The following is a 24955-nucleotide window of genomic DNA, read 5'->3' on the forward strand; positions in this document are numbered from 1 at the left end:
CTGCGGGGGCGCGGACCACGGGACAGGCGTAGTTCTCTCCGCGGAGTGTGCGGCATCCCAAGCCGCCGACCGCCACAGAATAGGCTCCGAGCGAATCGAGACAACCACCTCCAGGAGGAGCTTGTGACCGCCTTGACGGGTGCGGAACCTCGCGGAGAGGTCGGAGACTGATGCCGCCGCGTCGAAAGGTAGCGAAGCCGCAGGAGCGGTCGCTGGAGCAGACGTTGTGGGACGCGGCCGACGAGCTGCGCGGGAAGATGGACTCCGCCCAGTACAAGCACGTCGTCCTGGGTCTGATCTTCCTCAAGTACGTCTCGGACACCTTCAAGGTCCGCCATGACGAACTCGCCCGGCTGGTCGACGACCCGGACTCCGAGTACTACATGCCGACCGCGGCCGCCAAGACGTCGGTCCTGGGCGACCGGGACGAGTACACCGCCGAGGGCGTGTTCTGGATCCCCGAAGGACACCGCTGGGAGGACCTGCGCAACGCGGGCCAGCAGGCCGACATCGGCACCCGGGTCGACAAGGCAATGGAGGAGATCGAGCGGGAGAACCCGACCCTGAAGGGCGTGCTGCCGAAGAACTACACCCAGCGCGAGCTGAGCAGCGAGACCATCGGCGGGCTGATCAACACCTTCTCCCGGCACGACCTCGCCGCCGCCGAGTACAAGGACCTCGACGTGCTCGGCCGGGTGTACGAGTACTTCCTGGGCAAGTTCGCCGCCAAGGAAGGCAAGAACGCCGGCGAGTTCTACACCCCCCGCTCGGTCGTCCAACTGCTCGTCGAGATGCTCCAGCCCTACCACGGCCGCGTGCTCGACCCGGCCTGCGGATCAGGCGGCATGTTCGTCCAAGCCGACAAGTTCGTCCGCGCCCACGGCGGCACCCACAACGACATCTCGGTCTTCGGGCAGGAGTCCAACCCGACCACCTGGCGGCTGGCCAAGATGAACCTCGCCGTACGCGGCATCGACGGCAACCTCGGCCCGGAATGGGGCGACTCCTTCCACACCGACGCCCACCCCGACCTACGCGCCGACTTCGTCATCGCCAACCCGTTCTTCAACGACAGCAACTGGGGCGGCGACCGGCTACGGCAGGACCCCCGCTGGGTGTACGGCACCCCGCCGGCACAGAACGCCAACTACGCCTGGCTGCAGCACTTCCTCCGGCACGTCGCCCCCACGGGCACCGTCGGCACCGTCTTGGCCAACGGGTCGCTATCCAGTCAGCAGAACGGCGAAGGCGACATCCGCAAGAACATGGTCGACGCCGACGTCGTCGAGTGCATCGTCGCCCTACCACCGCAACTGTTCTACGGCACCGCGATCCCGGTATGCCTGTGGTTCCTCACCAAGAACAAGGCCGGCACACCAAACGGGGCCACGACCCGGGACCGCCGCGGCGAGACCCTGTTCATCGACGCCCGCAAGCTCGGCTCCATGGAGACCCGCACCGTCCGGGCCTTCTCCGACGACGACATCAACCAGATCGCCGACGCCTACCACTCCTGGCGCGGCACCGACACCAGCAACGGCAAGCCCTACCAGGACGTGCCCGGCTTCTGCCGCGCCAGCTGGACCGCGGACATCGCCGTACACGGCTACGTCCTCACCCCGGGCCGCTACGTCGGCAGCGAACAAGCCGAAGACGACGGCGAACCCCTCGACGAAAAGATTGCCCGACTCAGCACCGAAATCCGCGACGGCTTCAAACGCCGCGCCGAACTCCAAGAAACCGTCCTCGCCGCCCTCGACTCCCTGGATCCGAGCGATGAGTGAGTGGGCCGAAACAACGCTCGGGGCCGTCTGCGGCAAACCTCAGTACGGGGCGATAGCCAGTGGCTCAGATGATCCTGTCGGCCCACTCTTCATCCGCCAGACCGACATCACCAGCGGCCGGGTGGATTGGTCAACCGTGCCCTACTGCGATCTTGCGCCCGATGAGTTCGATAAGTACGCAGTGGCACGAGGCGACATTCTCATCTCCCGACTGGGTGCGGGCGTTGGTAACGCCGCAACTGTGCGAGAGCCTCAGGACGCTGTGTTTGCTGGCTACCTGGTCCGATTCAGGGTCGACCCAGCGCAAGCCGTTGGTGAATACGTTGGCTATCTACTCCAGAGCGCGGCCTGGAAAGAGCATGTCGAGGGCTTTCGATCCGGGGCAGCACAGCCAACCCTAAATGCGAAGCAGATGGCGGCATTCTCGTTTCGACTCCCTTCTTTGAGTGAGCAGCGGCGGATTGCGGGGGTGCTCGGCGCGTTCGACGACCTCATCGAAACCAACCGCAGCCTGATGCGGCTCTTGTCGGCGGCGATGGGCGCCGCCTACAACGGTGCTTCGTCACGGGCGAAGGAGAGCGGTGAACTCCGTGAGTTCGTCGCGAGCGTCTCGCGTGGCATCGGACCGATGTACTCGGACGCGGCGGGTTGTGTGGAAGTCCTCAACCAGAAGTGCATCCGGGATGGCCGCGTGAGTCTTCATGCTGCCCGCAGAATGACGCCACGCAGCGTTCGAGCAGAGAAGATCGCCGAGCCGGGCGATACTTTGGTGAACTCGACTGGTGTCGGAACGCTCGGCAGAGCCGCAAGGTGGATGGGCGAAGCGCCGATGCACGTAGATTCACACGTCTCGGTCGTCAAGGCTTACCGACAATCCGAATCAGGATGGGTTGCTCGAGCCTTGATCGAGAGCCAAGAAGTGATCGAGGGACTCGGATCGGGCTCAACTGGACAGACTGAACTGTCGTCCGAGCGGCTCCTGTCGCTGCGCCTCCCGATACCCAGTGCAGGTACACGATCAAGGCTAGGAGGCTCGTTCGACACGATCGATGGATCCGTCGAGTCCCTGCAAGGAGAGATCGCGAATCTGACCCGGGTGCGTGATGAGCTGCTGCCGTTGTTGATGTCCGGCAGGGTGCGGGTGAGGGAGGTGGCGTAGGTGGCGAGCCCGACTGAGGATGATCTCGAGCGGTGGGTGCTGGAGATCCTCGGCGAGCTGGGCTGGCGCCACGTGTACGGGCCGGACATCGCGCCGGAGGAGCCCGGCGCCGAACGCGCTGACTGGCGCGAGACGATCCTCGAGGGCCGCCTGGCTGCGGCGGTCACGCTGCTGAACCCGGACCTGCCGCCGGCGGCGGTGGCCGACGTGGTGGCGACGGTGAAGCGGGCCGAGTCGCCGGTGGTGGAGTCGGAGAACTGGCGTGCCTACCGTTTCCTGACCGGCGGGGTGCCGGTGGAGTACCACGACGCCGGGGGCGCGGCCCGGACGGCGCGGGCGCGGCTGGTCGATTGGGACAGCCCGTTGGGTAATGACCTGGCGGCGGTGAACCAGTTCACGGTGCAGGGGCCGAAGAAGACCCGCCGGCCGGACGTGTTGTTGTTCGTCAACGGTCTGCCACTGGCGTTGTTCGAGCTCAAGCGGCCGGGTAAGGAGTACGCGAAGGTCACCGGCGCGTACCGGCAGACGCAGACCTACCGCGCCCAGATCCCGGACGTGTTCAAGTGGAACCAGGTCACGGTGATCTCCGACGGCCTCGAGGCGCTGGCCGGGTCGTTCTCGGCACCGTGGGAGCACTGGGCGGCATGGAAGACGATCGACGGGCGTGATCGCGACCCGCTTAACCGGGAGGGCAAGCGGATCCCGCCGGTCGAGGTGCTGACCCGGGGCATGTTCGCCCCGGCGGTGTTCTTGGATCTGGTGCGCAACTTCGTCGCTACGTTCGGCGACGGGGTGAGCACCCGCAAGGTGGTGGCGAAGTATCACCAGTACTGGGCGGTGAAGAAGGCCGTCGGCGAGACGTTGGAGGCGGTGGAGACCGACGGGCGGATCGGCGTGGTCTGGCACACGCAGGGGTCGGGCAAGTCGATGGAGATGGCGTTCTACGCGGGCGCCGTGATGCGCCACCCGGGTATGGCCAATCCGACCGTCGTCGTGCTGACCGACCGCAACGATCTGGACGACCAGCTGTTCGACGACACGTTCGCCTCGGCCAAGCCGGGTTCGCCGTTGCCGGAGGCGCCGGTGCAGGCCGAGTCCCGCGAGCACCTCAAGGGGCTGCTGGCCGGGCGGGAGTCCGGCGGGATCATCTTCACCACGATCCAGAAGTTCGGTCTCACGAAGGAGGACCGCGAGGCCGGCCGGCAGTTCCCGCTGCTGTCCGAGCGGCTGAACATCGTGGTGATGGTCGACGAGGCGCACCGGTCGAACTACGACATGATCGACGGGTTCGCCCGCAACGTACGCGAGGCGCTGCCGAACGCGTCGTTCATCGGGTTCACCGGCACCCCGATCGACGAGAAGGACCGCTCGACCATCGAGGTGTTCGGCGAGTACATCGACGTCTACGACATGACCCAGGCCATCGAGGACGGAGTCACCGTCAAGGTGTTCTACGAGCCGCGGCTGGCCCGGGTCGAGCTGCCTGAGGACGCCCGGGAGGAGATCGACGAGGAGTTCGACGACGCGACGACCGGCAGCGAGGACGAGATCAGCGAACGGCTCAAGACCAAGTGGGCCAAGATCGAGGCCATCGTCGGCTCGCAGAAGCGGATCAAGCAGCTCGCCGCGGACATCGTCGAGCATTGGGAAGCCCGCAAGGACGTCCTGGCCGGCAAGTGCATGGTCGTGACGATGTCCCGCCGGATCGCGGTCGACCTGTACCAGGAGATCACCCGGCTGCGGCCGGACTGGCACAGCGCCAAGGACACCGCGGGCACGGTGAAGGTGGTCATCACCGGCTCGGCCACCGACCCGGCCTCGTTCCAGCCGCACATCCGCAACGCGGCAGAGCGTCGGGCGATGAAGGCACGCGCCTGCGACGCGGACGACCCGCTGGAGGTGGTGATCGTCCGCGACATGTGGCTGACCGGCTTCGACTCCCCGCCGATGCACACCATGTACGTGGACAAGCCGATGCGCTCGGCCGGGCTGATGCAGGCCATCACCCGGGTCAACCGCACCTTCCGCGACAAACCCTCAGGGCTGGTGGTCGACTACATCGGCATCGCCGAGGACCTGCGCTCGGCTCTGGCCACTTACACCGACCGGGACAAGCGCGACCGAGCGATCGGTGAGGACGTGCGGGCCTCGGCGATCCCGGAGATGCTCGTCGAGCACTCCGTCGTGTCCGGGCTGCTTTCCGCGGTGGACTGGGTGACCACGCTCGCCTCCGGGGACGCGAAGGCCTACGTGTACGCGGTCACCGAGGCCGTCGACTACCTCCTCGAATCCGAACGCAACGACACCGACGACGGCACCGAGGGGGAGCCCGGCGAGTTCGACACCGGGCAGGAGACCGGGACCACCTCCCTCAAACGACGGTTCATGGCACACACTGCCCGGCTCAAGCGGCTGTATTCGCTCGTGCCGGCCTCGGCCGAGGCGGTCGCGATCCGGGACGACGTCGCATTCTTCGACGGTGTCCGGCAGTCCATCGCCAAGATCGAGTCCACCGACCGCGAGTCCTCCGGCGACGCGATGGACACCGCAATCCGGCAGATCATCTCCACGCATGTCGCCGGGTCCGGCGTGGTGGACATCTTCGCAGCCGCCGGGCTGGCCAAACCTGACATCTCCGTCATCGACGACGACTTCCTCAAGCACTTCGAGACCAGCGATCAGAAGAACCTGCAGCTCGAAGCGGTTCGCCGCCTGATCTCCAACGAGGTAAAGATCGTCGGCAAGCGCAACATCGTGGCCGGGCGCCGGTTCTCAGAAATGCTCGCCGACGCCATGAACCGCTACCAGAACCGGGCCATCACCTCGTCGCAGGTAATCGCCGAGATCGTCGAACTCGCCAAGGCCATCCGCGCCCAGCGCGAGCGCGGCGAGGCCACCGGCCTGTCCGAGAACGAACTGGCCTTCTACGACGCCCTGTCGACCAACGAGTCGGCCCGGGAGGCGATGAAGGACGAGACCATGCGCGCGATCGCCCACGACCTCACCGCGATCGTGCGCCGCGATGCCAAAACCGACTGGCAGGTCAAAGAATCGGTCCGCGCCAAGCTGCGCACCTCCATTAAGCGGCTGCTGCTCCAACACGGCTACCCGCCCGACCAGGAACCGGGGGCGACGAACCTGATCCTGAAGCAGGCCGAACTGATGGCCGAAGGCGAGGCAGCGGCCTGAGCGCCGGCGCCGACTAGATGACCAATTCCAAGGGGTCAGTGGTCGTATGCGGTCAGGGATCGTTTGACGGGTGCGCCGATCGTGTCGTTGTGCCAGATGGCGGCGGTGAGGGCGAGTACGCGTTGCCAGATGCGGACGATGACGCCGGTGGGGGTGTGTCCGCCGTGGGCTTCGAGGTCGAGTTGGCCTTTGAAGGTGTCGTTGATCGACTCGATGATCTGCCGCAGGGGTTTGAAGAATCGTGCGCCGGGTCGTTCGGTCTCGCCCTTGCGGGCCGGGCGGAGCAGCTCGATGCCGGTAGCGGCCAGGGTGGCCTCGAACTCTCGGCCGTAGTAGTTCTTGTCCGCGATGAGCGTCTGCCCGGGCCGGTGGCCGGCCAGCGTGGGGTCGGTGAGGATGTCGAGCAGCACCAGGCGTTCGTCGGCTTTGGCGCCGGTCAGTGCGGCCCCGACCGGCAGCCCGCCCAGGGTGCACAGCAGGTGCAGCCGCAGGCCCCAGAAGTAGCGGGTATGGCTGGGGCAGTAGCCGTATTCGGCGAAGCCGGCCAGCGCCGAGCGTTTGGCGGTCTCGCGGGAACGGCCGCATTCCACCGGCGTCGAGTCCGCGATCCACACGTCGTCGGTGAACACGCTCACCTCGCGGCCCAGCACTCCGATCAGCCAGCTGATCGTGCCGACCAGCTTGCGCAGCCGTTTGTTGTAGCCGGGCTGCTGCGGCAGGTACGGGAACAGCGGACGCAGATGAGCGCGGGCATAACGCAGCCAGCGGGCCTCGCTGGTGAACCCGAGCAGCGCCTGCATCACGGCCAGGGTGACCAGTTCCGCGTCCACCAGCTTGGGTGCGATCCCGACCCGCGGACGGGGTGGAACCTGTTCCGGGAAGGTCTTCAGCAGATCATCCACGCGCACGTAGAGTGCGGTCGCGAGGGTGTCCAGATCGGCGTCCACGATGAGCCTCCTGCTCGACGTTGGGTCTCAACGCCGATCCTGGACACCCTCGCCCCCAAATCACACACGCCACACCAGTCACACGGCTTGGAATTGGTCATCTAGCCTTTCAGGACCTCCATGAGGTGCGCGGGCTGCGCACGGAGCGCGGCGAGCGCGGGGTGATCCAGAAGCGCGTACGGACCGTGGCAGCACCCGATGGCGGCGACCGCGACGGGCGCAATGGCGGGTCCTCGCAGTTCGCCGTGATAGCCGTCGGCTCCGTCGAGCACGACCACTTCTGCCGTGAGATCGATGCCGACGGCTTCGATCGCCGTCCAGTAGATGGAGATCACTTCACCGGTGGGTTCGCGGGCAACGAGGCGCTGGTTGGTGATGAGCCATTCGAGGGTTCCAGCGCAGTTCAGAACGGGGCGGCGAATATTGGTAAGAGTGCTCCTACCGCCGTTGTAGCTGGTGCGTTGTTCGGTCCATGTTTGCTGGCCGCGCCACCAGTAGTCGGCCGGGGTGCGCTGCCACACGACCTCGCCCTCGCCAAGCACGATCCCGAAGTCATAGATCCGAAGTGCAGGCTGGTCGGCGCCGACGATGGCCACGGCGAGTGCGCGGGCGTTGTCGTACGCCAGGGCGCGGGTGTGATCGCACCACGCGCGGTACTGCCCGAGCCGCTTGCGCTTGCTCGTCATCGCTGCACTCCGATCTGCTCGACGACGGGTTCGGTCACCGTTGATGCTGTACCGGGGGTCTGACGGTTTGTGATGGCTCGAGCGCGTTCGATGGCCGCGAGCGCGGCGCGGGCATCGCCGGCCTCAGTCGCGGTATGCGCGTTCTCGACGGACACGGCTGTCGTTGCGTGGAGCTCGCGGAACGCCGCGACGGTGCGGGCTTCGCGCAGCCACTGCGCCCGTGGCGCGGGTTCGGTCGGCGGTGTGCCGAGGGCAGCGATCCACGGCTCGCGCCGCTCGATCGCCCGGCTGACGAGCTGGGCCGCGCGGTGTTCCATCGCGGCGGCTCGCTCGTCGAGGGCTCGCGCCATGTCCGGGTCGCCGACGTGGGCAGCCCGCGGGACGAGGCCGACGATGCTGCGATCCCGGGCCCTCGCCCGTCCCGTCCTAGCGGAGGAGACCCACCGATCGACGCGACCGTGCAGGACGGCGGCGACGTCCTCGGCGTCGGCCAGGGGCCGAGCCTGGACGAGCATCGGCAGCGCAGTCGCGATGTCCAGGCCTCGGGCTTCCGCAGTACGCAGGGCCGCGACGAGCGGTCCGTACGCCTCGGAGGCGAGCACCTCCACTACCTGATCATTGCCGACGCCGCAGCCTTCGATGAGGCTCTGCCAGTGATCGGCCTCAGCGGTCTTCGCAATCGTGGAGTACTCCTGCGCCAGCCGGACCAGCGAGTTCGCCTCGCGCTGCGCCTGCTCGGCAGTGGTGTGCGCGGCGAGATCGGTGCCGCGGTTGGCGAGCACCCGGGCCAGCACGTGAGCGACCGGGGTTTCGGGGACGGGCCCGTGGCTGGTGTCGTGGTCGGGGTCGTGGAACGTGTCGACGTAGATCCGGTTCATCTCCCGGCCGCGGGTGGCGGCGACGTAGAGGACCTCGCGAGGCGTCGTGACGGTGATCAGGGCGTGGGCGGTGTCGACGGTGGCGCCTTGGGCGCGGTGGGCGGTGGTGGCGTAGGCGAGTTCGACGTGCTCGCGCACGTACCCGGCGGGCAGCACGACCTCGCCGCCGCCGGTGGCGCGCTTCACCGTCATCGATCCGTCGGGGTGGGTGGCGGTGACGGTCCACCGGTCACCGTTCTTGACCCACCGCCGCCCGGTGGCCAGGTGGCGGTTGTTCTCCCGGGTCACGACGAGGTCGCCGACCCCTGCGACCCCGCCGGCAGCGACCTCCAGGCCGGCGGGCTGCACGTGGCCGGTGGCGATGCGGTCGGTGCGGGCTCGCTGGTTGAGCTCGGCGACGGTGTGCGCGTCGGCGGCGATCATCAGCGACGACTGTCCACCGTCGGTGTCGGTCTTCCAGGCGGTGTAGAGGGCGTCGAGCATGTCCTCGCGGTTGCCGGAGCGGATCCGCTCGTGGTCGGTGTAGGTGTCGATCACGGACGGGTCGCCGACGCGGAGCCGGGTGGAGGCGGCCTTCTCCCACGGCTGGTGGAAGCGGCGCACGTCGGTCAGTTCGGGGACGCGGTGGCGGTCGTGGACGAGCATCGCGAACGCGCCGCCGGCCTCGACCGCGGACAGCTGGGCCCAGTCCCCGACCAGCAGCACCTTCGCTCCTGCGGCGCGGGCGTGGCTGACCAGTTCGTCGAGGGCGAAGGTTCCGGCGAGGCTGGCCTCGTCGATGATGACCAACTGTCCGGCCCGTAGCGTCCACCGGCCGCGTTCGGCACGCAACGCGGCGAGCCGAGCGAGCAGCTGAGTGTGGGCCCCGCTCACGTCCCCCTGCTGTGGCTGCACTCGGGCCAATCGCTGCTCCAAGCGCGTGATCTCGGCGAGCCGATCGGGCGTCCGACGGGCCTCGGTGAGCCACTTGGCTGTGTTCTCGGCCTCGACCCCGAGCTGATCGCCGAGCGCCTCGGCGGCGGCCGCAGACGGCGCGAGGCCGACCACCGTCACGGGGCCGTGCGCCGCCTCCCACATGGCCCGCAGTCCGGCCATGCAGGTGGACTTCCCGGTCCCGGCCGGACCGACGAGCACGTCCAGTACCCGGCCGGAGGTGGCGACCTGCTCGACCGCCAGCGCCTGGTCGGTCGACAGCCCGTAACCGCGTCCAGGCAGGGCCGCGTCCGCGACGCGGGCGACGACACCCACGTCGACACGCGGCCCTGCAATGTCGCGTCCGGCCGCAAGCAGCCGGTCCTCGGCGTCCAACAGTGCCCGGGTGGTGTAGACGGCGGTGCCGATGCCGCGAAGCTTCGAGACGCCGTCGGCCCGCCGGAACCGTTCCGGGACGTGGTGCCGTTCGGCCGGTGCCAGGTCCAGCACCTCAGCGACGGCGAGGTTCGCTGTGTGCTCCCCTACGGCGATCCGGTCCGCCGGGTCGGCGAACCGGGCCCCGTGCAGTTGGCGGTGGATCTCGGCCAGAATATTTGCGCGGGTGAACGTGGCCCGCTTGTCCGCGACCGTCCATACCGCCGACCGGGCGAGGTCGGCCAGGATCTCCTCGGCAAGGTCGTCGGCGCGCAGCGCGGGCAGGTCGTTACGGCCTGCCAGGGTCGCGAGCCACGCGACGGTGTCGTTGCCGACGTAAGGGCGGGCCCGGTCCCGCCACGTCTCGGTTTGCTCGGCCAGGCTGTGGTGCTGCTTGTCCGGGCGGGTCGCGAGGGTCGCGCGTTGGCGCATCCGCAGCACCTCGACGGCGGTCGGCTGGCGGCCATAGGCGGCAGTGAAACGAGCGATGTAGCTGTCCTTGGTCATCTCGATCTGTGCGCTGCGTTGGGAGAACTCGCGCATCAGCTCCTCGGCCACGCCGGCGACTTCCCATTTCGGGACCGGGCTGTGGCGGCGGGTTCGCGCGTCCCAGCCCCACCCGAGACAGGCGCTGAGCAGATCGTGCAGGATGCCCTGGTGCAGCTCGGAGAGAGTGACGACCTGCCGGTACAGCGCCCGCGAATCGAGGGTGCGCCACCGGCCATCGAGTGACTGGGCCCGGTTCTGGATGACCACGTGGGTGTGAAGTTGGGGGTCGCCGGCGCGGGAGTCCCGGTGGTCGAACCCGGCGGCGACCACCCCCCGGATCGGTTCCTGCACGATGCCCTGCCGACCCGAGCGGGAGAAGAACGAGTGCTGTTCGGCGTAGGCGATCGTGACGCGGATCGCTTCCTGATGGGCTCGGTAGATGACCGATTGGGTGCCCGCGTCGGCCAGCGCCCAAGCGGTGGAAATCGACTTGGGGACCGAGAACGTCAGGTCGAACCCGGCCACCGTGTTGGCGCCGGGCCGCCGGCCGATTGGACGTCCGGTCACGGGGTCGGCGCACAGGCCGAGCAGGTTGAACAACATTTCCTCGCTGCACACGGTCCCCTCGGCGACACCCTCGCCGTCATTGACGCCGGCCAGCCCAGCACCGAGGAACCGACCTGGCGGGGTCCCCGTCTCGGCGTAATAGCGAGTCAATGGCGAGGAGCGGTCCGCCGCCCCGTCGCCGCGCGCGACCGACTCGATCAAGTACGCGTAGCCGGTGCCGAGTTTCATCGGCCGGATCGAGATCGTCACGCCCTCGGCCGTGCAGGCGTAACCGTCTCACCACCGGACGGTTCCTCGAGTGCCAGACGTGTAGAGGTTTAGAGGTTTTGGGGGCGGTGAGCGGGGGCTGGTCGGTGGGTACATCTCGGGTGTCGGCGCCGGTGAGGTCGGCTGAGATGCGGTCGGTGGGTCGGGTCGGTCGCAGCGCTGATGGGCGGGCGTGTCGCGGTCGACGTGCGTACTGTGCGGGCCGTGGATGACCCGGCCGATGTGCTGACCGTACGGCTGCGTCGTGCGCTGGGCATCGGCGATGACACGCCGTCCGGATCCGCCGACCAGGCGACCCGTCGTGAGCGGGAGGACGCGGCACTCGCCTCATGGGCCGCGGCCACCGCCGACTACGACCATGCAGTCCATGACCGCGAGCGCGTCATCGATCGACTCATCCTCGCGGTCGGTCAAGCGATGCGTCCGCTCGAACGTAGCTACTACGAGCGCATCGAAGGCTGCCTCGCTGCTGAGGACTGGACAGCGCTGGCCAGGTTCGACGGTCGCAACATCGCGCGCGTGGCCGCAACACGGCAGGCGGTCGAGGCGACCCGGGCCCGGCTCACCGCCGCGGCCGCCGGCGCGGACGCGACGGTGGAATCCGCCCGTGGCGCACGCCGAGCTGCAACCGAGAACTTGATCTCGATATTCGGGCTCGGTCGAGCGGCAGACATCACCGGGATGGAACGTCGTCGCCTGTCCGCAGTCCGCGCTGGCCGCTAACGCGATCTACCGCGCGCCGCGCGTAGAAACACCAGGACGCACACAACGACAGAGGGTGGTGCCGTGCCGCCCCGCCGATGGAGGCGGTGATACGCGCGCGCCTGGACGGCTTCTCCCTAGACGCCCTTCGCCATGGAGGGCCACGCGGGAGGCGGCCAGGATGCCCCGATCACCACGGACCGACCCGGCGATGCTCGACCGGCTACGGCAAGCACGGGCCGCCGAGGATGCGGCGCTCGCCGCGATCAGCTCCGCACAGGCACATCTGGACGCGGCGGCGGCCAGGCGTGCCACGGTGCTCGCAGACCTCGACGCTGCCGTCGAGAGCGCCGCGGCGGAACTGGCGCAAGCCCGCGGCGGCCTTGTCGCGGCGGCCGGCCTCGACCGGGCCGCGCTCGCGCTCGGTATGAGCAGGGCGGCACTCCGTCGGTCACTTGCCCGGGACAGGAGTCCGCTCGGGCGAGCGACACCGGATCGAAGCGACACGAGCAGCGTGGCGGCGCCGTCACCAGCGGGCGGTGAGCGATGAGGATCATCCCGGACCCCGAACGAGTCCGCGCGGTCCTTCGCGCCGCGCTCATCGAGCACGCGCTCGAGCTCGGTCTCGACCCGGACACGGTGCGGTTCCCCCGGCCGAACGCGATCACGGCGGTCACCGGCCACGGTCAGGCACTGTCCGTCGACGTGGGCGTCTACGGGATGTCGCGATGAGGACCATGGCGAGCACCCCTGTTGCCGCCGAGATCGGACGGTCGGCCGTCGAGCGCATTCAGATCATGCGAGCCAAGGGACGGTGCGCCGCGCAGATCGCCGACGGCCTCGGGCTGGACGTGTACGTCGTCGACGAGGTCTTCGCCTGGCATGACTGGCTGTGCGAGTGGAAGAAGTCAGAAGGCGGCATGGTTGCCACTCGTCCGCTGCACTGAGCAGGCGGGCGAGGCGCGCGGAATCGGTGTCGGCGACCGTCAGCGAGTTTCTATCCTCGCGCGACCTCGAGTCCGACACGGCCCGGCGCATGAAGCGGGACTGACGGCCCAGGGACGTACGCGACGCGCCCTCGTGCCGGTTGCGACCATCACGGATCGCCTGTACGCATCGACTGGTGAGTAACGACGAATCGTGGGCGCAGGCGACGGCCCGACGGCTTCTGAGTGAGGTCGGAGGCCGGTACCCCCACAGCGCCTGCGTCGCCACGCGCGCTGCCGAGGCTGCATGCGTGCTGCTCTCAAGTTCGGACGCCGAGCTCGTGACGGCGGCCGCATGGCTCCATGACGTTGGCTACTCGCCTGATCTGGTGCAGACGGGGTTTCATCCGTTGGACGGGGCCCGGTGGCTGCGCACCAAGGGCGTCGCGGAGTCGGTCTGCCGCCTGGTCGCGTGGCACACGTCGGCGTTCGCCGAGGCCACGGAGCGGGGCATGACCAACCTGCTCCTAGCCGAGTTCCCTCGCCCCGATGAGAAGTCGTTGCGGGTGCTCACTTGGGCGGACCTCACCTCCAGCGCCACCGGGCAGCCGTGCACCGTCGAGGAGCGTGTTGCCGAGATCCTGGCCCGCTACCCGTCCCACTCACCGGTCTACCGGACAATCACCGCCGCCCGCGCCGAGCTCACGAGGATCGGGTCCGAGGTCGGCCAGGCGATAAGGTCGACCAAGTGATGAGCTTCCGGACCGGCGTAGGACGCGACATCCACCGCCTCGTGCCCGGGCACCCGCTCGTCCTCGGCGGGGTCACGATCCCGGCCGACCGTGGCTTCGCGACGCACTCCGACGGGGACGTTCTATCCCACGCCCTGGTGGACGCCCTTGCCGGCGCGATCGCCGACGGCGACCTCGGCGTGCATTATCCGGAGGACGACCCGGACGCGCAGGACGCCCGGTCCCTGGACTTCGTGACCGAGTTTGGCGAACACGTCCGCAAGGCGGGCTACGCGATCGTGAACGTCGACTCGTTCGTCGTCCTCGGCCCGATCAAGCTGCGCCCGTATATCGAGCAGATGCGCTCCAATGTCGCCGGTGCGCTCAAGCTGCCGCTGGCTGACGTGTCGGTGAAGGCACGCTCGAACGACGGACTCGGCCTGGAGGGCGAGGGAGCTGCGTGTTCAGCGTGGGCCAGCGTGCTCGTCCGGCCGGTAGATCACTGACGAGTCCCAGATCGAGTCGAACGCGGCCGCCAGCCGCGTGGCGATGCTCGCGCGGCCGTCTTCGGGGATCCGGAACTGGAACACCGGGGCGTCGGCGGCCGGCGTGCCGTAGATGTGCCAGTTGACCAACAGCTGTTCGTCAAACCGGAAGATCGACGAGTACAGCGTCGTCGCGTGCAACCGCAGCGTCCCCGGCACGGCGCGCACGACCGGGGACGCGTAGCCGATCGCGAGCCTGCAGCGGCCGGTCATCGCCTCGCCGATCCCCTCCTCAGCACCGCGGGCTGCGACGGCGGCACTGTCCGGGTCGCCGAGACAGATGCGCACCTGGCAGCCGCGCTCGGCGGCATCGATGAGCCGGCCGGTGATGCCGGGCACCGTGTCCCACAACCAGGTCGCCGCGTAGGCGAGGACGTCCACATGACGCTCGGCGCCACGCAGCAAGGTCTCGATCTGGCCCGGTTGCAGCTCGCGGCGGCTGACATGCATATGCGCGAGTTCCTCGGGGATGTCACTGCGCAGTCCGAGGCCGGGCCACAAGATGCCGACCGGTACGCCGACCTCGGTCGCGACCGCCTGCGCCGTCGTGCGGTGCGGCTGCTGGCGGCCGGCGACCCATCGTTGAACCGTCTTCGGATCATCGACCGCGACGCGGCCGGCGAGCGCCGCCGGTGACAGGCCGGCGGCCTGCATCGCCGAAGCAAGGCGCTCGTTGCGGGGCACACAACGACCGTAGCACCAGTGGGGCGTTTGCGGCGATGAAACGCCCCAGCAAGTGCCCGAACAACGCGGTACCGGCGCTCTTCGCGCACCGGTCGAATCGGTCACATGTCAGCGAACATCACCAAGTGCCGCCAAGCATCGCACGGACGTGGACTACGCCGACGCGGCTGCGGCCGCTTCCCCGACATCGAGCCCACCCAGGCGCATCGCGATGACCAACTCGAACGCGAGGCAAGGCGGGTGGCAGCCGACTCCGGCCGGGCGTCGACACCGGCCGTCAGCCCGGCACGACCACCGTTGCCACCGAAGCTTCTGCCAGAAGGACTTCGCGACGCGATCGTCGCGGCGTACCGACAGCGAGCCGAGCTATCGGCCACCAGCGCGGATGCCGCCGTCTCGCGCCGCCCGATGTGGGACCTCACCTCGCTGTTGTGCGAGGCAGCTCCCGCACTGGCGATCGAACCCGGCGAGGTCGCCGTCCGACTCTGCGAGTTGCCGCTGAACGCAACGGCCGAGCAGGTGTGGGCCTGCGTACGGACTGCGCCCCGCGCGGACATGTGGGAGTACTCGAACGAGCACCACCAGTGTGTACGCATCGGCGACTGGCAGTCGTGGTTGCCGTGACCGCCGTCGCGGACGTCGACCCGTACCTCGACGCGGCCGAGCGGGTCTGCGCGCTGGTCACCTCAGCCACCGGCCAGAGCTGGCCGGCAGGCCTCGTCGCGGACATGGCGTTGGTGGTGGCCGCGGTCGCCGACCTCGACCCCGATCGCGACGCCTCGTACCGCTACCGGCCACGCTCCAATATCCGCTGGTTGCGCGGTCAGACCACGCACCGTCACATCAGCCCGGTCGTCCGCCGCGTGGTCGAGGTGTACGGCGTCGCGGAGCCGGTCGCACGACAGCTGTGCCACATCGGCCTCGGCACCGCGCAATTTGACGACCCTGGCCGCCCGGGATCCTCCTCCGCCCTGACCGTCAGCCTCAACGGCGTAGGTGACGTCAGCGACCGGATCGCCCACCGGTGGGCCGCTTGCCTCGCGCGCGCCAAGGGCGCCGGGCCTGTCCCGGTACTGGTCACCAACCGGATGCGACGCCAAGTCCGGCGACACCGCGACGGTCGAGCCGCCACCGGCCTCTTCGTGAGCGCCTGATCTCGCGGATCTCCCCCTCTGCACGTCGAACACCGTCGTGATCGCCCGGTCCGGGCTGGGTGAACCGTCGCCGCCTGGACGGCTGTGTTGGTGACGGCCCCTTCTCCGGCCGCACTTACCCGCTGGAGGTCGGATGCGCACGCTGCAAGGGAGCCAGACATGAAGCCCGCTGTGATCGGCGGGATCGCCGCAGCCCTCATCGGTGCCCTGGTCCTGTTCCTGGTGGTGATCGGCGGTAGCGCGTCGGGGGGTCTGGTTACCTCTGCGCTTGCGGTGACGCCGACCTGTGCCGGCAGGGGTCCGATCAGCGGATTGAATCCGACGCAGGCGGCGAACGCGCACACGGTGATCGCGGTTGCCGAGGGCGTGGGTGGCCGGCAGGCGGCGGTGATCGCGGTGTCGGTGGCGTTGGCCGAGTCGGACCTGCGGGACTTGGGCAACACGAGCGTGCCCGGGTCGGACATCGGACAAGGGATGGGCTCGGATCACGACTCGGTCGGCTTGTTCCAGCAGCGGGCGTCGTGGGGCAGCGTGTCCGACCGCCTGGACCCGACGACTGCGACGCGCCTGTTCGTGTCCCGGCTGCTGGCCGTAGCGGGGTGGCGGCAGATGCCGCCGTGGCTGGCCGCGCAAGCCGTCCAAGACTCGGCCCACACCGACGGGTCGAACTACGAGGCGACGCTCGCGCTGGCACGACAAATCCTCGCGGGCGCCGGTGGTGGAACGAGCTGCGACACGCTCACCGGTGGCGCAGCGGCGAACACCCGGCCGGGTTCGCACGGCTTGCCCGACGACTACATCATCCCGGCCACAGCGAACGCGGCCGAGACGGCGGTGATCACGTTCGCGATCGCCCAACTGGACAAGCCGTACGTGTTCGGCGCGGCGGGACCGAGGGCGTACGACTGCTCTGGGCTGACGATGACCGCGTGGGCCCAGGTCGGTGTCGGCCTGCCGCACTACACGGTTGCCCAGGCGCGCGCGGGCACCCCGGTGGCCAGCCCCGCTCGAATGTCGCCCGGGGATCTGATCCTGGTGCCCGGTGACGACGGCACCGTCGCAGCCCCCGGCCACGTCGGCCTGTACCTCGGCGACGGGTTGGTGATCAATGCAGCCGACCCGGCCGACGGCATCCGCGTGCAGACCTACACCAACTTCGTACAGGTGGGCCATGGCCTGTCCGGCATCCGCCACATCGGCTGAGAGGAGCCACGCATGAACGACGAATACCACACCGCAAGGCACGAGCGGCCGTGGATCGAGTACCGCACCGACGCAGACACCCCATGGCGCGAGCGTGAATTCGACACTGTCGAAGAGGCTGAGGCGTGGGCGCACCAGCACCTCGGGCTCGACGTCGCTGACGTCGGACCGGCCCAGATCCCCGAGCCGGTCGAGCCTCCCCTGGGCATCGGGTGGTGAAACGCCGCCGCCTGGACGGCTGAGGATGAGCGCCCCTTTCGTCCCGGGCGCGACCACCCGAACGATTCAGGAGACGAACGATGCGCATGCGCTCGCTGAACGGCGTGCTCGCCGGCCCGCCCCACATCGACCCCAACACCAACGGCCTACCCGGCGTCGGCGAGGCCGAGAAGATCGTCGGCGCGCTGCTCACCTTCGGGGTGATCGCCGCGGTCGCAGGGCTCGTAGTCGCGGCGATCGTGTGGGCGTTCGGTGGGCACTCGGCCAATCCGGCGCTGGTGCACCGCGGCAAGTCCGGCGTGCTGGTCGCGCTGGTCGCCGCGCTGCTGATCGGCGCCGCGAACGTACTCGTGCAGTTCTTCTGGAACGCCGGCACCGGTCTGTGACCGGCGGCCAGATCAAGACCGGAGGGGGTAGTCGTGTGGCGTGATCTGTGGGCCTACCGCCAGCGGACGGTTCTGGGCGCGGCGGGCGTGCTCGCCGGCCTGCTCGCGGTCGCCGTGATCGCGGCCGCGGTGTCCGGTGGTTCGGGTGGCCGCCCGGACGCGAGGACTACCCCCTCCCCGCCCACCGCATCGGTCTCCAAGCGCGGGCCGAGCGGCGCGGTGCCGGGGCCGCGCGCGAGCGGGTACGACCGGGCTGCGTGGAGCGCCGCACCGTCCGTCACTTCCGCGACCTCGACGGCGTACCCGGCGATCCCGGCCGCAGAGCGGACGCAACCAGACGTGTTCGCAACCGCCTTCGCCCGCGAGCTGCTGACCCGCGACTACCGGCACACCACCCGCGACGAGCTGCTGGCCTGGGCGCAAGCCTGCTCGGCGCCGTTGACGATCGTGCAGGTTCCGATGACCCCGGCCGACCGGGCCACCACGCTGGTCACCTCGCTGGTCACCCCCGGCTGGGACACCGGCGAGAGCGGCACCCCTGTCGGCACCGCCGCCGCATGGCTGGCGGCCCGCTCCCGCCAAGCCCACGCCACCGTCTCGGACGTGCGAGTGCAGTCGGTGCCGGACTTCCCGCCGCCCAAGACCAGTTTCACGCAGGCGACGTTCGACCGGCTAGTCACCGCCACCGTCACCCTGCATTCGACGGTGAGCGGCAAGCCGGTCGCCACCCAGGCGTCGGTGGCCTTCGAGGTCGTCATGACGGACGAGGCCGGGCGCCTTGGGGCGTCCGAGGTTCAGCACTGGGTCACCCGGAGGCGGTCGTGAGTGGCTGCTCGATCAATCCGCTGTCGTGGGGACAGTGCGTCACCGGCGCGCTCGGTCACGTGATCGGTGGCGCCGGGAAGGCGATCGCAGGCGGCGTGTTCGATTCGATCGCGCACGCGTTCGCTACCGCCGCCAGCGGTGCGGTGAACTGGCTGTGGCGCCAGATCGGCTCCGCGACCGCGATCGACCTGTCCAGCAGGTCGATGGGAACGCTGTACGGGATCGCGGCCGGGATCGGCGTGCTCATCGCGCTCGGCCTGTTCGCGGTCCAGGTGATCGCCTGCGCGGTGCGCCAAGACTTCGGCGGCCTCGGCCGGGCCGCCCGCGGCGTGGCCGTCTCCTCGCTCGGTGTGATCGTCGCGATCGGATCCGTCGCGGTGCTCCTGACCGCGGTGGACACCCTGTCGAACGGTGTCGTGCAGGTCGCCACCGGGACCACGATGACCGGTATCGGGAAGAGGCTGGTCGCCGCCGACGTGCTCACCGGCGGTCAGCTCAATTCCGCAGGCATGCTGCTGTTCTCCCTCGTCCTGCTGATCTCGGTCGTGATCGTGTGGTGCGCGCTGATGATCCGCAAGATGCTGATCGTCGTCGCCGCAGTCTTCGCGCCGATCGCGTTCGCCGGAGCAACCAGCGACCTGACCCGCGGCTGGGTCCGCAAGTGGATCGAGTTCACGGTGGCGCTCGTGTTCTCCAAGCTGATCCTCGTCATCGTCTTCATGATCGGCCTGTCCCTGGTCAACGGCGCGGCGGCGACCGGCGGCGTCACCGACCACGTCACGAACTTGGCGATCGGCGCCCTCACGCTGCTGCTCGCGGGGTTCGCGCCGTGGATGGCGATCCGCATGGTCCACTTCACCGGAGACCACTTCGGGCACCTGCACTCCCAAGCCGCCGCGGCCCGCGCCGGCGGCGCCGCGGCAGTCGCGGCGCCCGGGAAGTTGTCGGCCACGCACTCGCAAGCCACCGCCATGCGCTCCAAGATCACGCCGACCGCGGGCGGCTTCGGCTCGGGCTCCGGGCCGTCCAGCGGCAAACAGCCTCCGCCCGGTACCGGGGCAGCGACCGGTGCCGGAGCGGCAGGCTCGGCTGCCGGGATGGCAAGTGTCGGTCTCGCGGCCGCGCGGGCGCCGGGACAGATCGCCGGCTGGACGAGCCGAGCCGTCGACCAGGCCACCGCGGCAACCCCGTCGGCGAGCCCACCCACGGCGCCGGTCCGTCACGCGAACGGGGGCCCAACTCCCCCTGACCGCGGACAGTCAGAGTCTCCGCCGTCTCCGCCGGGCGCTCCACCGCCGCGCCGGTAGACGCGCCCACCCGCACTCGAGAAGCGAGGACACCCAACATGGCCTCACCCATCCCGCCCGTCCCGCTGACCCGGTTCGGCCGCCGCCAGACCAAGGGCCTTCTGCTCGGCTACTCCGCTCCGGTCGTGATCACGGTCGGCGTCGGGCTGCTCGTCCTCGCGCTCGCCCTGTTCACCGCGGGCGCGGCCGGCATCGCGTTCACCGCCCCCGCTTGGGGAGCGCTGGTGGCGGCCGGGTTCGTCCGCTGGCACGGAGCACCCGTGATCGAGTCCGTCTCGCTGGTCGCCCACTGGCAGATCCGCAAACTCACCGGCCAGACCCGCTACCGGGCCAAGCCCGACCGTCCCCGCCCGGCCGGAACCATGGGCCTGCCCGGCGACGCCGCCTGCTTACGGTTCCACGAACACCCGGCCACCGGGGCCGTGATGGTGCAGGACCCGTACCGGCGCACCCTCGCCGCGATCGTCCGCGTCTCACACCCGGCGTTCGTGCTCCTCGACCCCGGCGAGCAGACCCGACGGGTCACCGCCTGGTCCCGCGTGCTCGCCGGGCTCGCTGCGACCGGCACCTGCGCCGGCATCGGCGTTCTCGAGCAGGTGATCCCCGACCCCGGCCGCGGGGTCGTCGGCTGGTGGTGCGACCACGGCGTCCGCGACGGCACCTGGGCGGCCGAGGAGTACGAGACGCTGATGAAGGTCGCCGCACCGTCGGCGTCCCGGCACCGCACCCTGATCACCGTCACCCTCGACCTGCGCCGCGCCGCCGGGTCGATCACCCACGCCGGCCGCGGGCTGGCGGCAGCCGCCGACGTCCTAGCCGGCGACATGACCAATCTAGAAACCGGGCTGCGCAACGCGGGCCTGCACGTCGATGGCTGGCTGAGCACCGGCGAGCTGGCCGCGGTGATCAGGCAGGCCTACGACCCCGAACTCTCGCTCACTACCGGTGATCCTGGTGCGCGCCTCGACCTCGGGCCGGCGGCCATCGACGAGGCGTGGGACTACCTGCGCCACGACTCCGGCTACTCCACGGTGCTGTGGATCTCCGACTGGCCCACCGCCGACGTCACCCCGTCCTTTCTGCACTCGCTGATCTTCACCCCGGGCGTACGCCGCAGCCTGTCGCTGATCGCCACACCCCTCGATGCCAGCGAGGCGATGAGAGCGATCCGGCGTGAGAAAGTCGACTACCTCACCGACCGGGTCCAGAAGACCAGGACCGGACGGATCCTCGACGCCTCCGACGAGGCCGAATACGACGACGTCCTCGCCCGCGAACACGCCCTGATCTGCGGGCACGCGGACATGCGCTACACCGGCCTCATCACGCTGACCGCGACCAGCCTGCCCGGGCTACGCGCCGCGGTCGCCACCACTCAACGCGCCGCCACCAGTTGCATGCTCGAAACCCGGGTCCTCTTTGGGCGGCAGGCCCAGGGATTCACCGCCGCGGCCCTGCCGCTCGGACGGACGGTCAGCTGACATGCCCCTCCTCAATCGCCGGGCTAAGCACGCCGAGATGCCGGTCGCACCGCCCCGACCGACGCGCGAGCCGGTCGCCGGTGCCAGAAGAATCGCCGCTCCCGCCTACGTCCCCGCCGGCACCGGCCGGCAGGCCCGGCGTGCCGCCCGTCGGAACGTCCGTCGGGTCGAAGCCGGTGCCCGCGTCGCCGAGAGCTCTGCCCGCAAAGCTGCACGGGACGCCGACCGCGCTGAACGACAAGCCGCCCACTGCCTGCCCCGCGCCGGCGAGGATGGATCCGACTCGCTACGCGTCTACCGGCCGTTGAAGATCCAGCAGCATCGCGCCACCAGCGAAGTGCTCGCCGGCGCCTACCCGTTCCTGGCCGAAGCCGGCCTCGGGGAAAAGGGCGTCTACGTCGGCACCGACTCCTACTCCGGCGCCGCGTTCTGCTTCGACCCTTGGGTGCTCTACGCCGACGGGGTGCTCACCAATCCCAACGTGCTGCTGGCCGGGATCATCGGCCGCGGCAAAAGCTCCCTGGCCAAATCGCTCGCGACCCGCTCGATCGCGTTCGGCCGCAAGGTCTACGTCCCCGGCGACCCGAAGGGCGAATGGACCCCCGTCGCCGAGGCCGTCGGCGGACAAGCCATCCAGCTCGGCGGCGGACTCTCGACCCGGCTCAATCCGCTCGACGAAGGCCCACGCCCAGCCGCGCTCAGCGAAGCTGAGTGGATCAACACCGTCACCGGTCGGCGACGTGACCTGCTGCGCGCCATCGTCGAGATGAGCCTCGCCCGTCCCATGCACTCGGTCGAAGCCACCGCCGTGTTCACCGCCCTGGACGCCGCCGTCCGCGAGAACACCACACCGACCCTTCGGCACGTCGTCGAAGCGATGTTCAACCCGAGCCACGCCGTGGCCGGCTCCAGCATCGACCAACTCACCGCCGACGGTCGCGCGGTTGCGCACGCGCTGAACCGGCTCGTCACTGGCGACCTTTCCGGGCTATTCGACGGCCCGTCGACCACGCACTTCCACACGGACCTGCCGATGGTCAGCCTCGACCTGTCCCGAATCCACGGCTCCGACCAGCTGATCGCGCTGGTCATGACCTGCGCGTCCACCTGGATGGAGGCGGCCATCACCGACCCGGACAGCGGGCAACGGTGGGTCATCTACGACGAAGCCTGGCGGCTACTACGCTCCCCGGCCCTGCTGGCCCGGATGCAGTCACAGTGGAAGCTCTCCCGCGCGTGGGGCATCGCCAACCTCATGATCATTCATCGCCTGTCGGACCTGGACGCCGTCGGCGACGCCAACTCCGCCGTCCGCAACCTCGCTCTCGGCCTGCTCGCCGACTGCTCCACCCGCATCATTTACGCCCAAGAAGCCGGCGAATCTACCAAGACCGGAGCCGCCATAGGACTCGCCGCCGCCGAGATCGCACAGCTGCCCGACCTCGAACGCGGCGAAGGCCTATGGAAGATCAAAGACAGGGCCTTCCTGGCGCGGAACGTCCTCACCCCAGGCGAGCTCGCCGTTTTCGATACCAACAGCAGGATGGACGGCCCCGCAGCCCGGCGCCCGGCAGGACCATCGCCATGCTGACCCTGGCTAGCGCTAGCGTACGTAGACGGCCAGCTCCGGGCTCTCGCGCTGCCCGCGATCATGCCGGGAGGCGAGCGTCAGCCTCGCCGGGGTTCATCCACTCGGCCGAACCTTCATCCGGAATCCAAGGTGGTACCACCGGCCGCAGCGCGGGCTGCGCCGAATAGGTACACCGCTCAGCGACCGTTGGTTGCTTTTCCGATCCGGCGTTATGCGAGCACGAGTCGCCGCCCGATCCGGGACAACCAGCCCTCATTAGAAGGTTCGCGGCGTGGTCCCCAATGCCCGGGGGTCTACGCGTGAGTCAGCCACGCTCGAGAGCTTCTGGTGCACGTCCTCGGCCTGGTGAGCTGACTACGCCGATTCGGAGCTACCTCACGACGCGTGGAGCCCCGTGCTGCTTCCCGGACCCGTCGGCGTGCACGACGGCCGCGATCTCCTCCGGTCGGGCATAGAAGGTCGTGCCGTCGCGGCGCACGTAGTATTCGGGCCGGTTCTTATTGACTGTGAGGGCATGAAGGGTGCCGTCGCCGCCGGTAACCTCTAACATCAGAATGCTGCGCCCCTCCAGCCGGTGCGCACTGATGCGTGTACGCGGAGATGGCGTGACGAGATCGCGCAAGAGATCGGTGAGCCGCCTTCGCGCCACGGGCATCTTGTCGGCGATTCCGACCAAGGCGCCGTCCCCGTCGGCCACACCGAACAACACGGTGCCACCGTCACCGTTCGCGAACGCGACGACCGTCTTGAATACGGTGCGCTTCTCCTCGGCTGTATCGGGTAGTTTCGCCTTGTACTCCAGGTCCTGACCCTCCCCTTGGGCGGCCAACCGGGTCAAATCGGCGAGCGGGTCCTTTGGGAACTCATCGTTCTCCACATCAGGGCTAATGCGTCCGCCCCAACCGGACAGTGCCCGGAAATCTAGCCACTCATGCCCGGACTTCACCCACAACCAAGCATCGGCTGGCAGTCCATGCGGAAGCGGTATGGTCACCTGCCCTGGCTTCGTAAGGATGGCGCTCGTGCGGTCCTGCACGCCGTTGAGTTCCAGCCGAACGCCCCGCACTTGTCGCCCGCCGATCCACACGTCCAGTGACGACGGCCGGATCCGGACTCGATTGATGCGGGCCCTGTTGTCAATGACTCGCACGGTGATCAACCCCAGCGGCGGAGTGCCAGTGGAGGTAAGGGTGAAGTCGCCATGGAAGAACGCGCTGTACGCGGCGCTTAGGGTCGGAAAGGACGGCGCTTCGTCGCGACCGACCAGGTAACCGGCTGGCTGTTGGAACGTCTGCTGATTCGGCAGGTGCAGTTTGTACTCCGTCGACGGCCAGCGCAGGGCCAGCTGAGAGTAGGCGGCCAGACTGGGAAGCCGCTGCCACGAGAACGTCGTAGCCGGCAGTTCGAAGCCCGCCTCGACCGATCCCACAATCAATCGACGTTCACCGGGTTCTCCGAGCAGTGCAGCGAGCCGGGCGGTAGTCGACAGACTCGTCGCAAAGACGCAGTCCTCGTAGAACCACGACTCCTCACGCCAGCCCGGCGGGCACACGCCGACCACGATCTGCGCCGTCATAAGCCGGACCGGCCCGTCCGCTCGTTTGCTTGTGGGCGGGTCAACCGGTGTGTCGGATGGTCTTCCCTCGCGAACGGCCGTAATCCATACCTTGGATCGACGCGCGCGTAGATACGACCGCATCGCGCCGACGTCGATACTGCCCTGGTCCACACCCGGCAAGCTACGCCCGGCGCCGACACATCTAATGACGACGCACGGAGACGTCTCGTTGTGCCAAGCGCACGACCCGAAAACGGGCTGATGAGCGGACGCTAGCCGCTGCGCCCATTGCGGCGCGCGCGGAGGAAAGCTCGATGTCGGTGTACTGGT

At 69.0% G+C, this 24955-nt stretch carries 23 protein-coding genes; 18 read left to right on the top strand and 5 right to left on the bottom strand.

Features of this window, described 5'->3' with window-relative positions:
• The first annotated feature begins 170 nt into the window (after nt 1-170).
• From M6B22_RS11080 to M6B22_RS11090, 3 genes are read left to right on the top strand one after another with little or no spacing between them, the layout of a single operon-like run.
• A complete protein-coding gene (locus tag M6B22_RS11080; RefSeq protein WP_269441609.1) occupies nt 171-1784 on the top strand; it encodes a class I SAM-dependent DNA methyltransferase in 1614 nt (537 codons plus the stop codon).
• Nucleotides 1777-2943, top strand: a complete 1167-nt coding sequence (locus M6B22_RS11085; RefSeq protein WP_269441610.1) for a restriction endonuclease subunit S — start codon at nt 1777-1779, stop codon at nt 2941-2943. The genes M6B22_RS11080 and M6B22_RS11085 overlap by 8 nt, the downstream gene beginning before the upstream one ends.
• Entirely contained in the window at nt 2944-6132 is a 3189-nt protein-coding gene (locus M6B22_RS11090; RefSeq protein WP_269441611.1) for a type I restriction endonuclease subunit R, read from the top strand. It begins immediately after the preceding gene.
• A 35-nt stretch (nt 6133-6167) separates the two neighbouring features.
• On the opposite strand, the gene M6B22_RS11095 is transcribed toward M6B22_RS11090, so the two are convergent.
• The 3 genes from M6B22_RS11095 to mobF form a co-directional block, all read right to left on the bottom strand.
• On the bottom strand, nt 6168-7079 hold the full coding sequence (locus tag M6B22_RS11095; RefSeq protein ID WP_269441612.1) for an IS982 family transposase: 912 nt from the start codon (nt 7077-7079) through the stop codon (nt 6168-6170).
• A gap of 101 nt (nt 7080-7180) precedes the next feature.
• On the bottom strand, nt 7181-7765 hold the full coding sequence (locus M6B22_RS11100) for a hypothetical protein (protein ID WP_269441613.1): 585 nt from the start codon (nt 7763-7765) through the stop codon (nt 7181-7183).
• A complete protein-coding gene (mobF, locus tag M6B22_RS11105; RefSeq protein WP_269441614.1) occupies nt 7762-11295 on the bottom strand; it encodes a MobF family relaxase in 3534 nt (1177 codons plus the stop codon). The genes M6B22_RS11100 and mobF overlap by 4 nt, the downstream gene beginning before the upstream one ends.
• Before the next feature lie 222 nt (nt 11296-11517).
• On the opposite strand from mobF, the gene M6B22_RS11110 reads away from it, so the two are divergent.
• From M6B22_RS11110 to ispF, 6 genes are all read left to right on the top strand, one after another.
• The gene (locus tag M6B22_RS11110; RefSeq protein WP_269441615.1) at nt 11518-12036 is read left to right on the top strand and encodes a hypothetical protein; all 519 of its coding nucleotides are present in this window, start codon (nt 11518-11520) and stop codon (nt 12034-12036) included.
• 160 nt (nt 12037-12196) lie between these two features.
• A complete protein-coding gene (locus M6B22_RS11115; RefSeq protein WP_269441616.1) occupies nt 12197-12565 on the top strand; it encodes a hypothetical protein in 369 nt (122 codons plus the stop codon).
• Nucleotides 12562-12747: a hypothetical protein gene (locus M6B22_RS11120; RefSeq protein WP_269441617.1), complete on the top strand. Its 186-nt coding sequence runs from the start codon at nt 12562-12564 to the stop codon at nt 12745-12747. The genes M6B22_RS11115 and M6B22_RS11120 overlap by 4 nt, the downstream gene beginning before the upstream one ends.
• Entirely contained in the window at nt 12744-12962 is a 219-nt protein-coding gene (locus M6B22_RS11125; RefSeq protein WP_269441618.1) for a hypothetical protein, read from the top strand. Before M6B22_RS11120 ends, M6B22_RS11125 begins: the two co-directional genes overlap by 4 nt.
• Nucleotides 12963-13252: 290 nt before the next feature.
• The gene (locus M6B22_RS11130) at nt 13253-13693 is read left to right on the top strand and encodes an HD domain-containing protein (RefSeq protein WP_331459715.1); all 441 of its coding nucleotides are present in this window, start codon (nt 13253-13255) and stop codon (nt 13691-13693) included.
• Nucleotides 13693-14178 (top strand): 2-C-methyl-D-erythritol 2,4-cyclodiphosphate synthase, encoded by a 486-nt coding sequence (ispF, locus tag M6B22_RS11135; protein ID WP_269441620.1) that lies wholly within the window; start codon nt 13693-13695, stop codon nt 14176-14178. The genes M6B22_RS11130 and ispF overlap by 1 nt, the downstream gene beginning before the upstream one ends.
• Here the strand turns inward: ispF and M6B22_RS11140 are convergent.
• Nucleotides 14137-14901, bottom strand: a complete 765-nt coding sequence (locus M6B22_RS11140) for a hypothetical protein (protein WP_269441621.1) — start codon at nt 14899-14901, stop codon at nt 14137-14139. The genes ispF and M6B22_RS11140 overlap by 42 nt on opposite strands.
• A 105-nt stretch (nt 14902-15006) precedes the next feature.
• Here M6B22_RS11140 and M6B22_RS11145 point away from each other — a divergent pair, with 105 nt between their 5' ends.
• The 9 genes from M6B22_RS11145 (at nt 15007) to M6B22_RS11185 (ending at nt 23067) form a co-directional block, all read left to right on the top strand.
• Entirely contained in the window at nt 15007-15525 is a 519-nt protein-coding gene (locus tag M6B22_RS11145) for a hypothetical protein (protein WP_269441622.1), read from the top strand.
• Complete coding sequence (locus M6B22_RS11150) at nt 15513-16055, top strand: hypothetical protein (RefSeq protein WP_269441623.1); 543 nt, start codon at nt 15513-15515, stop codon at nt 16053-16055. Before M6B22_RS11145 ends, M6B22_RS11150 begins: the two co-directional genes overlap by 13 nt.
• 159 nt (nt 16056-16214) lie before the next feature.
• Entirely contained in the window at nt 16215-17258 is a 1044-nt protein-coding gene (locus M6B22_RS11155) for a C40 family peptidase (protein ID WP_269441624.1), read from the top strand.
• 12 nt (nt 17259-17270) lie between these two features.
• Complete coding sequence (locus M6B22_RS11160; protein ID WP_269441625.1) at nt 17271-17477, top strand: hypothetical protein; 207 nt, start codon at nt 17271-17273, stop codon at nt 17475-17477.
• A gap of 80 nt (nt 17478-17557) precedes the next feature.
• Entirely contained in the window at nt 17558-17863 is a 306-nt protein-coding gene (locus M6B22_RS11165; protein ID WP_269441626.1) for a DUF6112 family protein, read from the top strand.
• 33 nt (nt 17864-17896) lie between these two features.
• A complete protein-coding gene (locus M6B22_RS11170) occupies nt 17897-18688 on the top strand; it encodes a hypothetical protein (protein ID WP_269441627.1) in 792 nt (263 codons plus the stop codon).
• A complete protein-coding gene (locus M6B22_RS11175; protein WP_269441628.1) occupies nt 18685-19995 on the top strand; it encodes a hypothetical protein in 1311 nt (436 codons plus the stop codon). Before M6B22_RS11170 ends, M6B22_RS11175 begins: the two co-directional genes overlap by 4 nt.
• 38 nt (nt 19996-20033) lie before the next feature.
• Nucleotides 20034-21476: an SCO6880 family protein gene (locus M6B22_RS11180; protein WP_269441629.1), complete on the top strand. Its 1443-nt coding sequence runs from the start codon at nt 20034-20036 to the stop codon at nt 21474-21476.
• Nucleotides 21477-21513: 37 nt separating this feature from the next.
• Entirely contained in the window at nt 21514-23067 is a 1554-nt protein-coding gene (locus M6B22_RS11185; RefSeq protein WP_269441630.1) for a TraC family protein, read from the top strand.
• Between the two features lie 370 nt (nt 23068-23437).
• Here the strand turns inward: M6B22_RS11185 and M6B22_RS11190 are convergent, their stop codons facing one another.
• The gene (locus M6B22_RS11190; protein WP_269441631.1) at nt 23438-24643 is read right to left on the bottom strand and encodes an AlbA family DNA-binding domain-containing protein; all 1206 of its coding nucleotides are present in this window, start codon (nt 24641-24643) and stop codon (nt 23438-23440) included.
• Between the last annotated feature and the right edge of the window lie 312 nt (nt 24644-24955).

Source organism: Jatrophihabitans cynanchi (assembly GCF_027247405.1).
GTDB lineage: Bacteria > Actinomycetota > Actinomycetes > Mycobacteriales > Jatrophihabitantaceae > Jatrophihabitans_B > Jatrophihabitans_B cynanchi.

What these genes read in the sequence shown, in the direction of transcription:
- M6B22_RS11125 (WP_269441618.1), top strand. Translation starts at nt 12,744, where the DNA reads ATGAGGACCATGGCGAGCACCCCTGTTGCCGCCGAGATCGGACGGTCG.
- M6B22_RS11165 (WP_269441626.1), top strand. Translation starts at nt 17,558, where the DNA reads ATGCGCATGCGCTCGCTGAACGGCGTGCTCGCCGGCCCGCCCCACATC.
- M6B22_RS11160 (WP_269441625.1), top strand. Translation starts at nt 17,271, where the DNA reads ATGAACGACGAATACCACACCGCAAGGCACGAGCGGCCGTGGATCGAG.
- M6B22_RS11085 (WP_269441610.1), top strand. Translation starts at nt 1,777, where the DNA reads ATGAGTGAGTGGGCCGAAACAACGCTCGGGGCCGTCTGCGGCAAACCT.
- M6B22_RS11185 (WP_269441630.1), top strand. Translation starts at nt 21,514, where the DNA reads ATGCCGGTCGCACCGCCCCGACCGACGCGCGAGCCGGTCGCCGGTGCC.
- M6B22_RS11115 (WP_269441616.1), top strand. Translation starts at nt 12,197, where the DNA reads ATGCCCCGATCACCACGGACCGACCCGGCGATGCTCGACCGGCTACGG.
- M6B22_RS11180 (WP_269441629.1), top strand. Translation starts at nt 20,034, where the DNA reads ATGGCCTCACCCATCCCGCCCGTCCCGCTGACCCGGTTCGGCCGCCGC.
- M6B22_RS11145 (WP_269441622.1), top strand. Translation starts at nt 15,007, where the DNA reads ATGTCAGCGAACATCACCAAGTGCCGCCAAGCATCGCACGGACGTGGA.
- ispF (WP_269441620.1), top strand. Translation starts at nt 13,693, where the DNA reads ATGAGCTTCCGGACCGGCGTAGGACGCGACATCCACCGCCTCGTGCCC.
- M6B22_RS11190 (WP_269441631.1), bottom strand. Translation starts at nt 24,643, where the DNA reads ATGACGGCGCAGATCGTGGTCGGCGTGTGCCCGCCGGGCTGGCGTGAG.
- M6B22_RS11080 (WP_269441609.1), top strand. Translation starts at nt 171, where the DNA reads ATGCCGCCGCGTCGAAAGGTAGCGAAGCCGCAGGAGCGGTCGCTGGAG.
- M6B22_RS11120 (WP_269441617.1), top strand. Translation starts at nt 12,562, where the DNA reads ATGAGGATCATCCCGGACCCCGAACGAGTCCGCGCGGTCCTTCGCGCC.
- M6B22_RS11155 (WP_269441624.1), top strand. Translation starts at nt 16,215, where the DNA reads ATGAAGCCCGCTGTGATCGGCGGGATCGCCGCAGCCCTCATCGGTGCC.
- M6B22_RS11100 (WP_269441613.1), bottom strand. Translation starts at nt 7,765, where the DNA reads ATGACGAGCAAGCGCAAGCGGCTCGGGCAGTACCGCGCGTGGTGCGAT.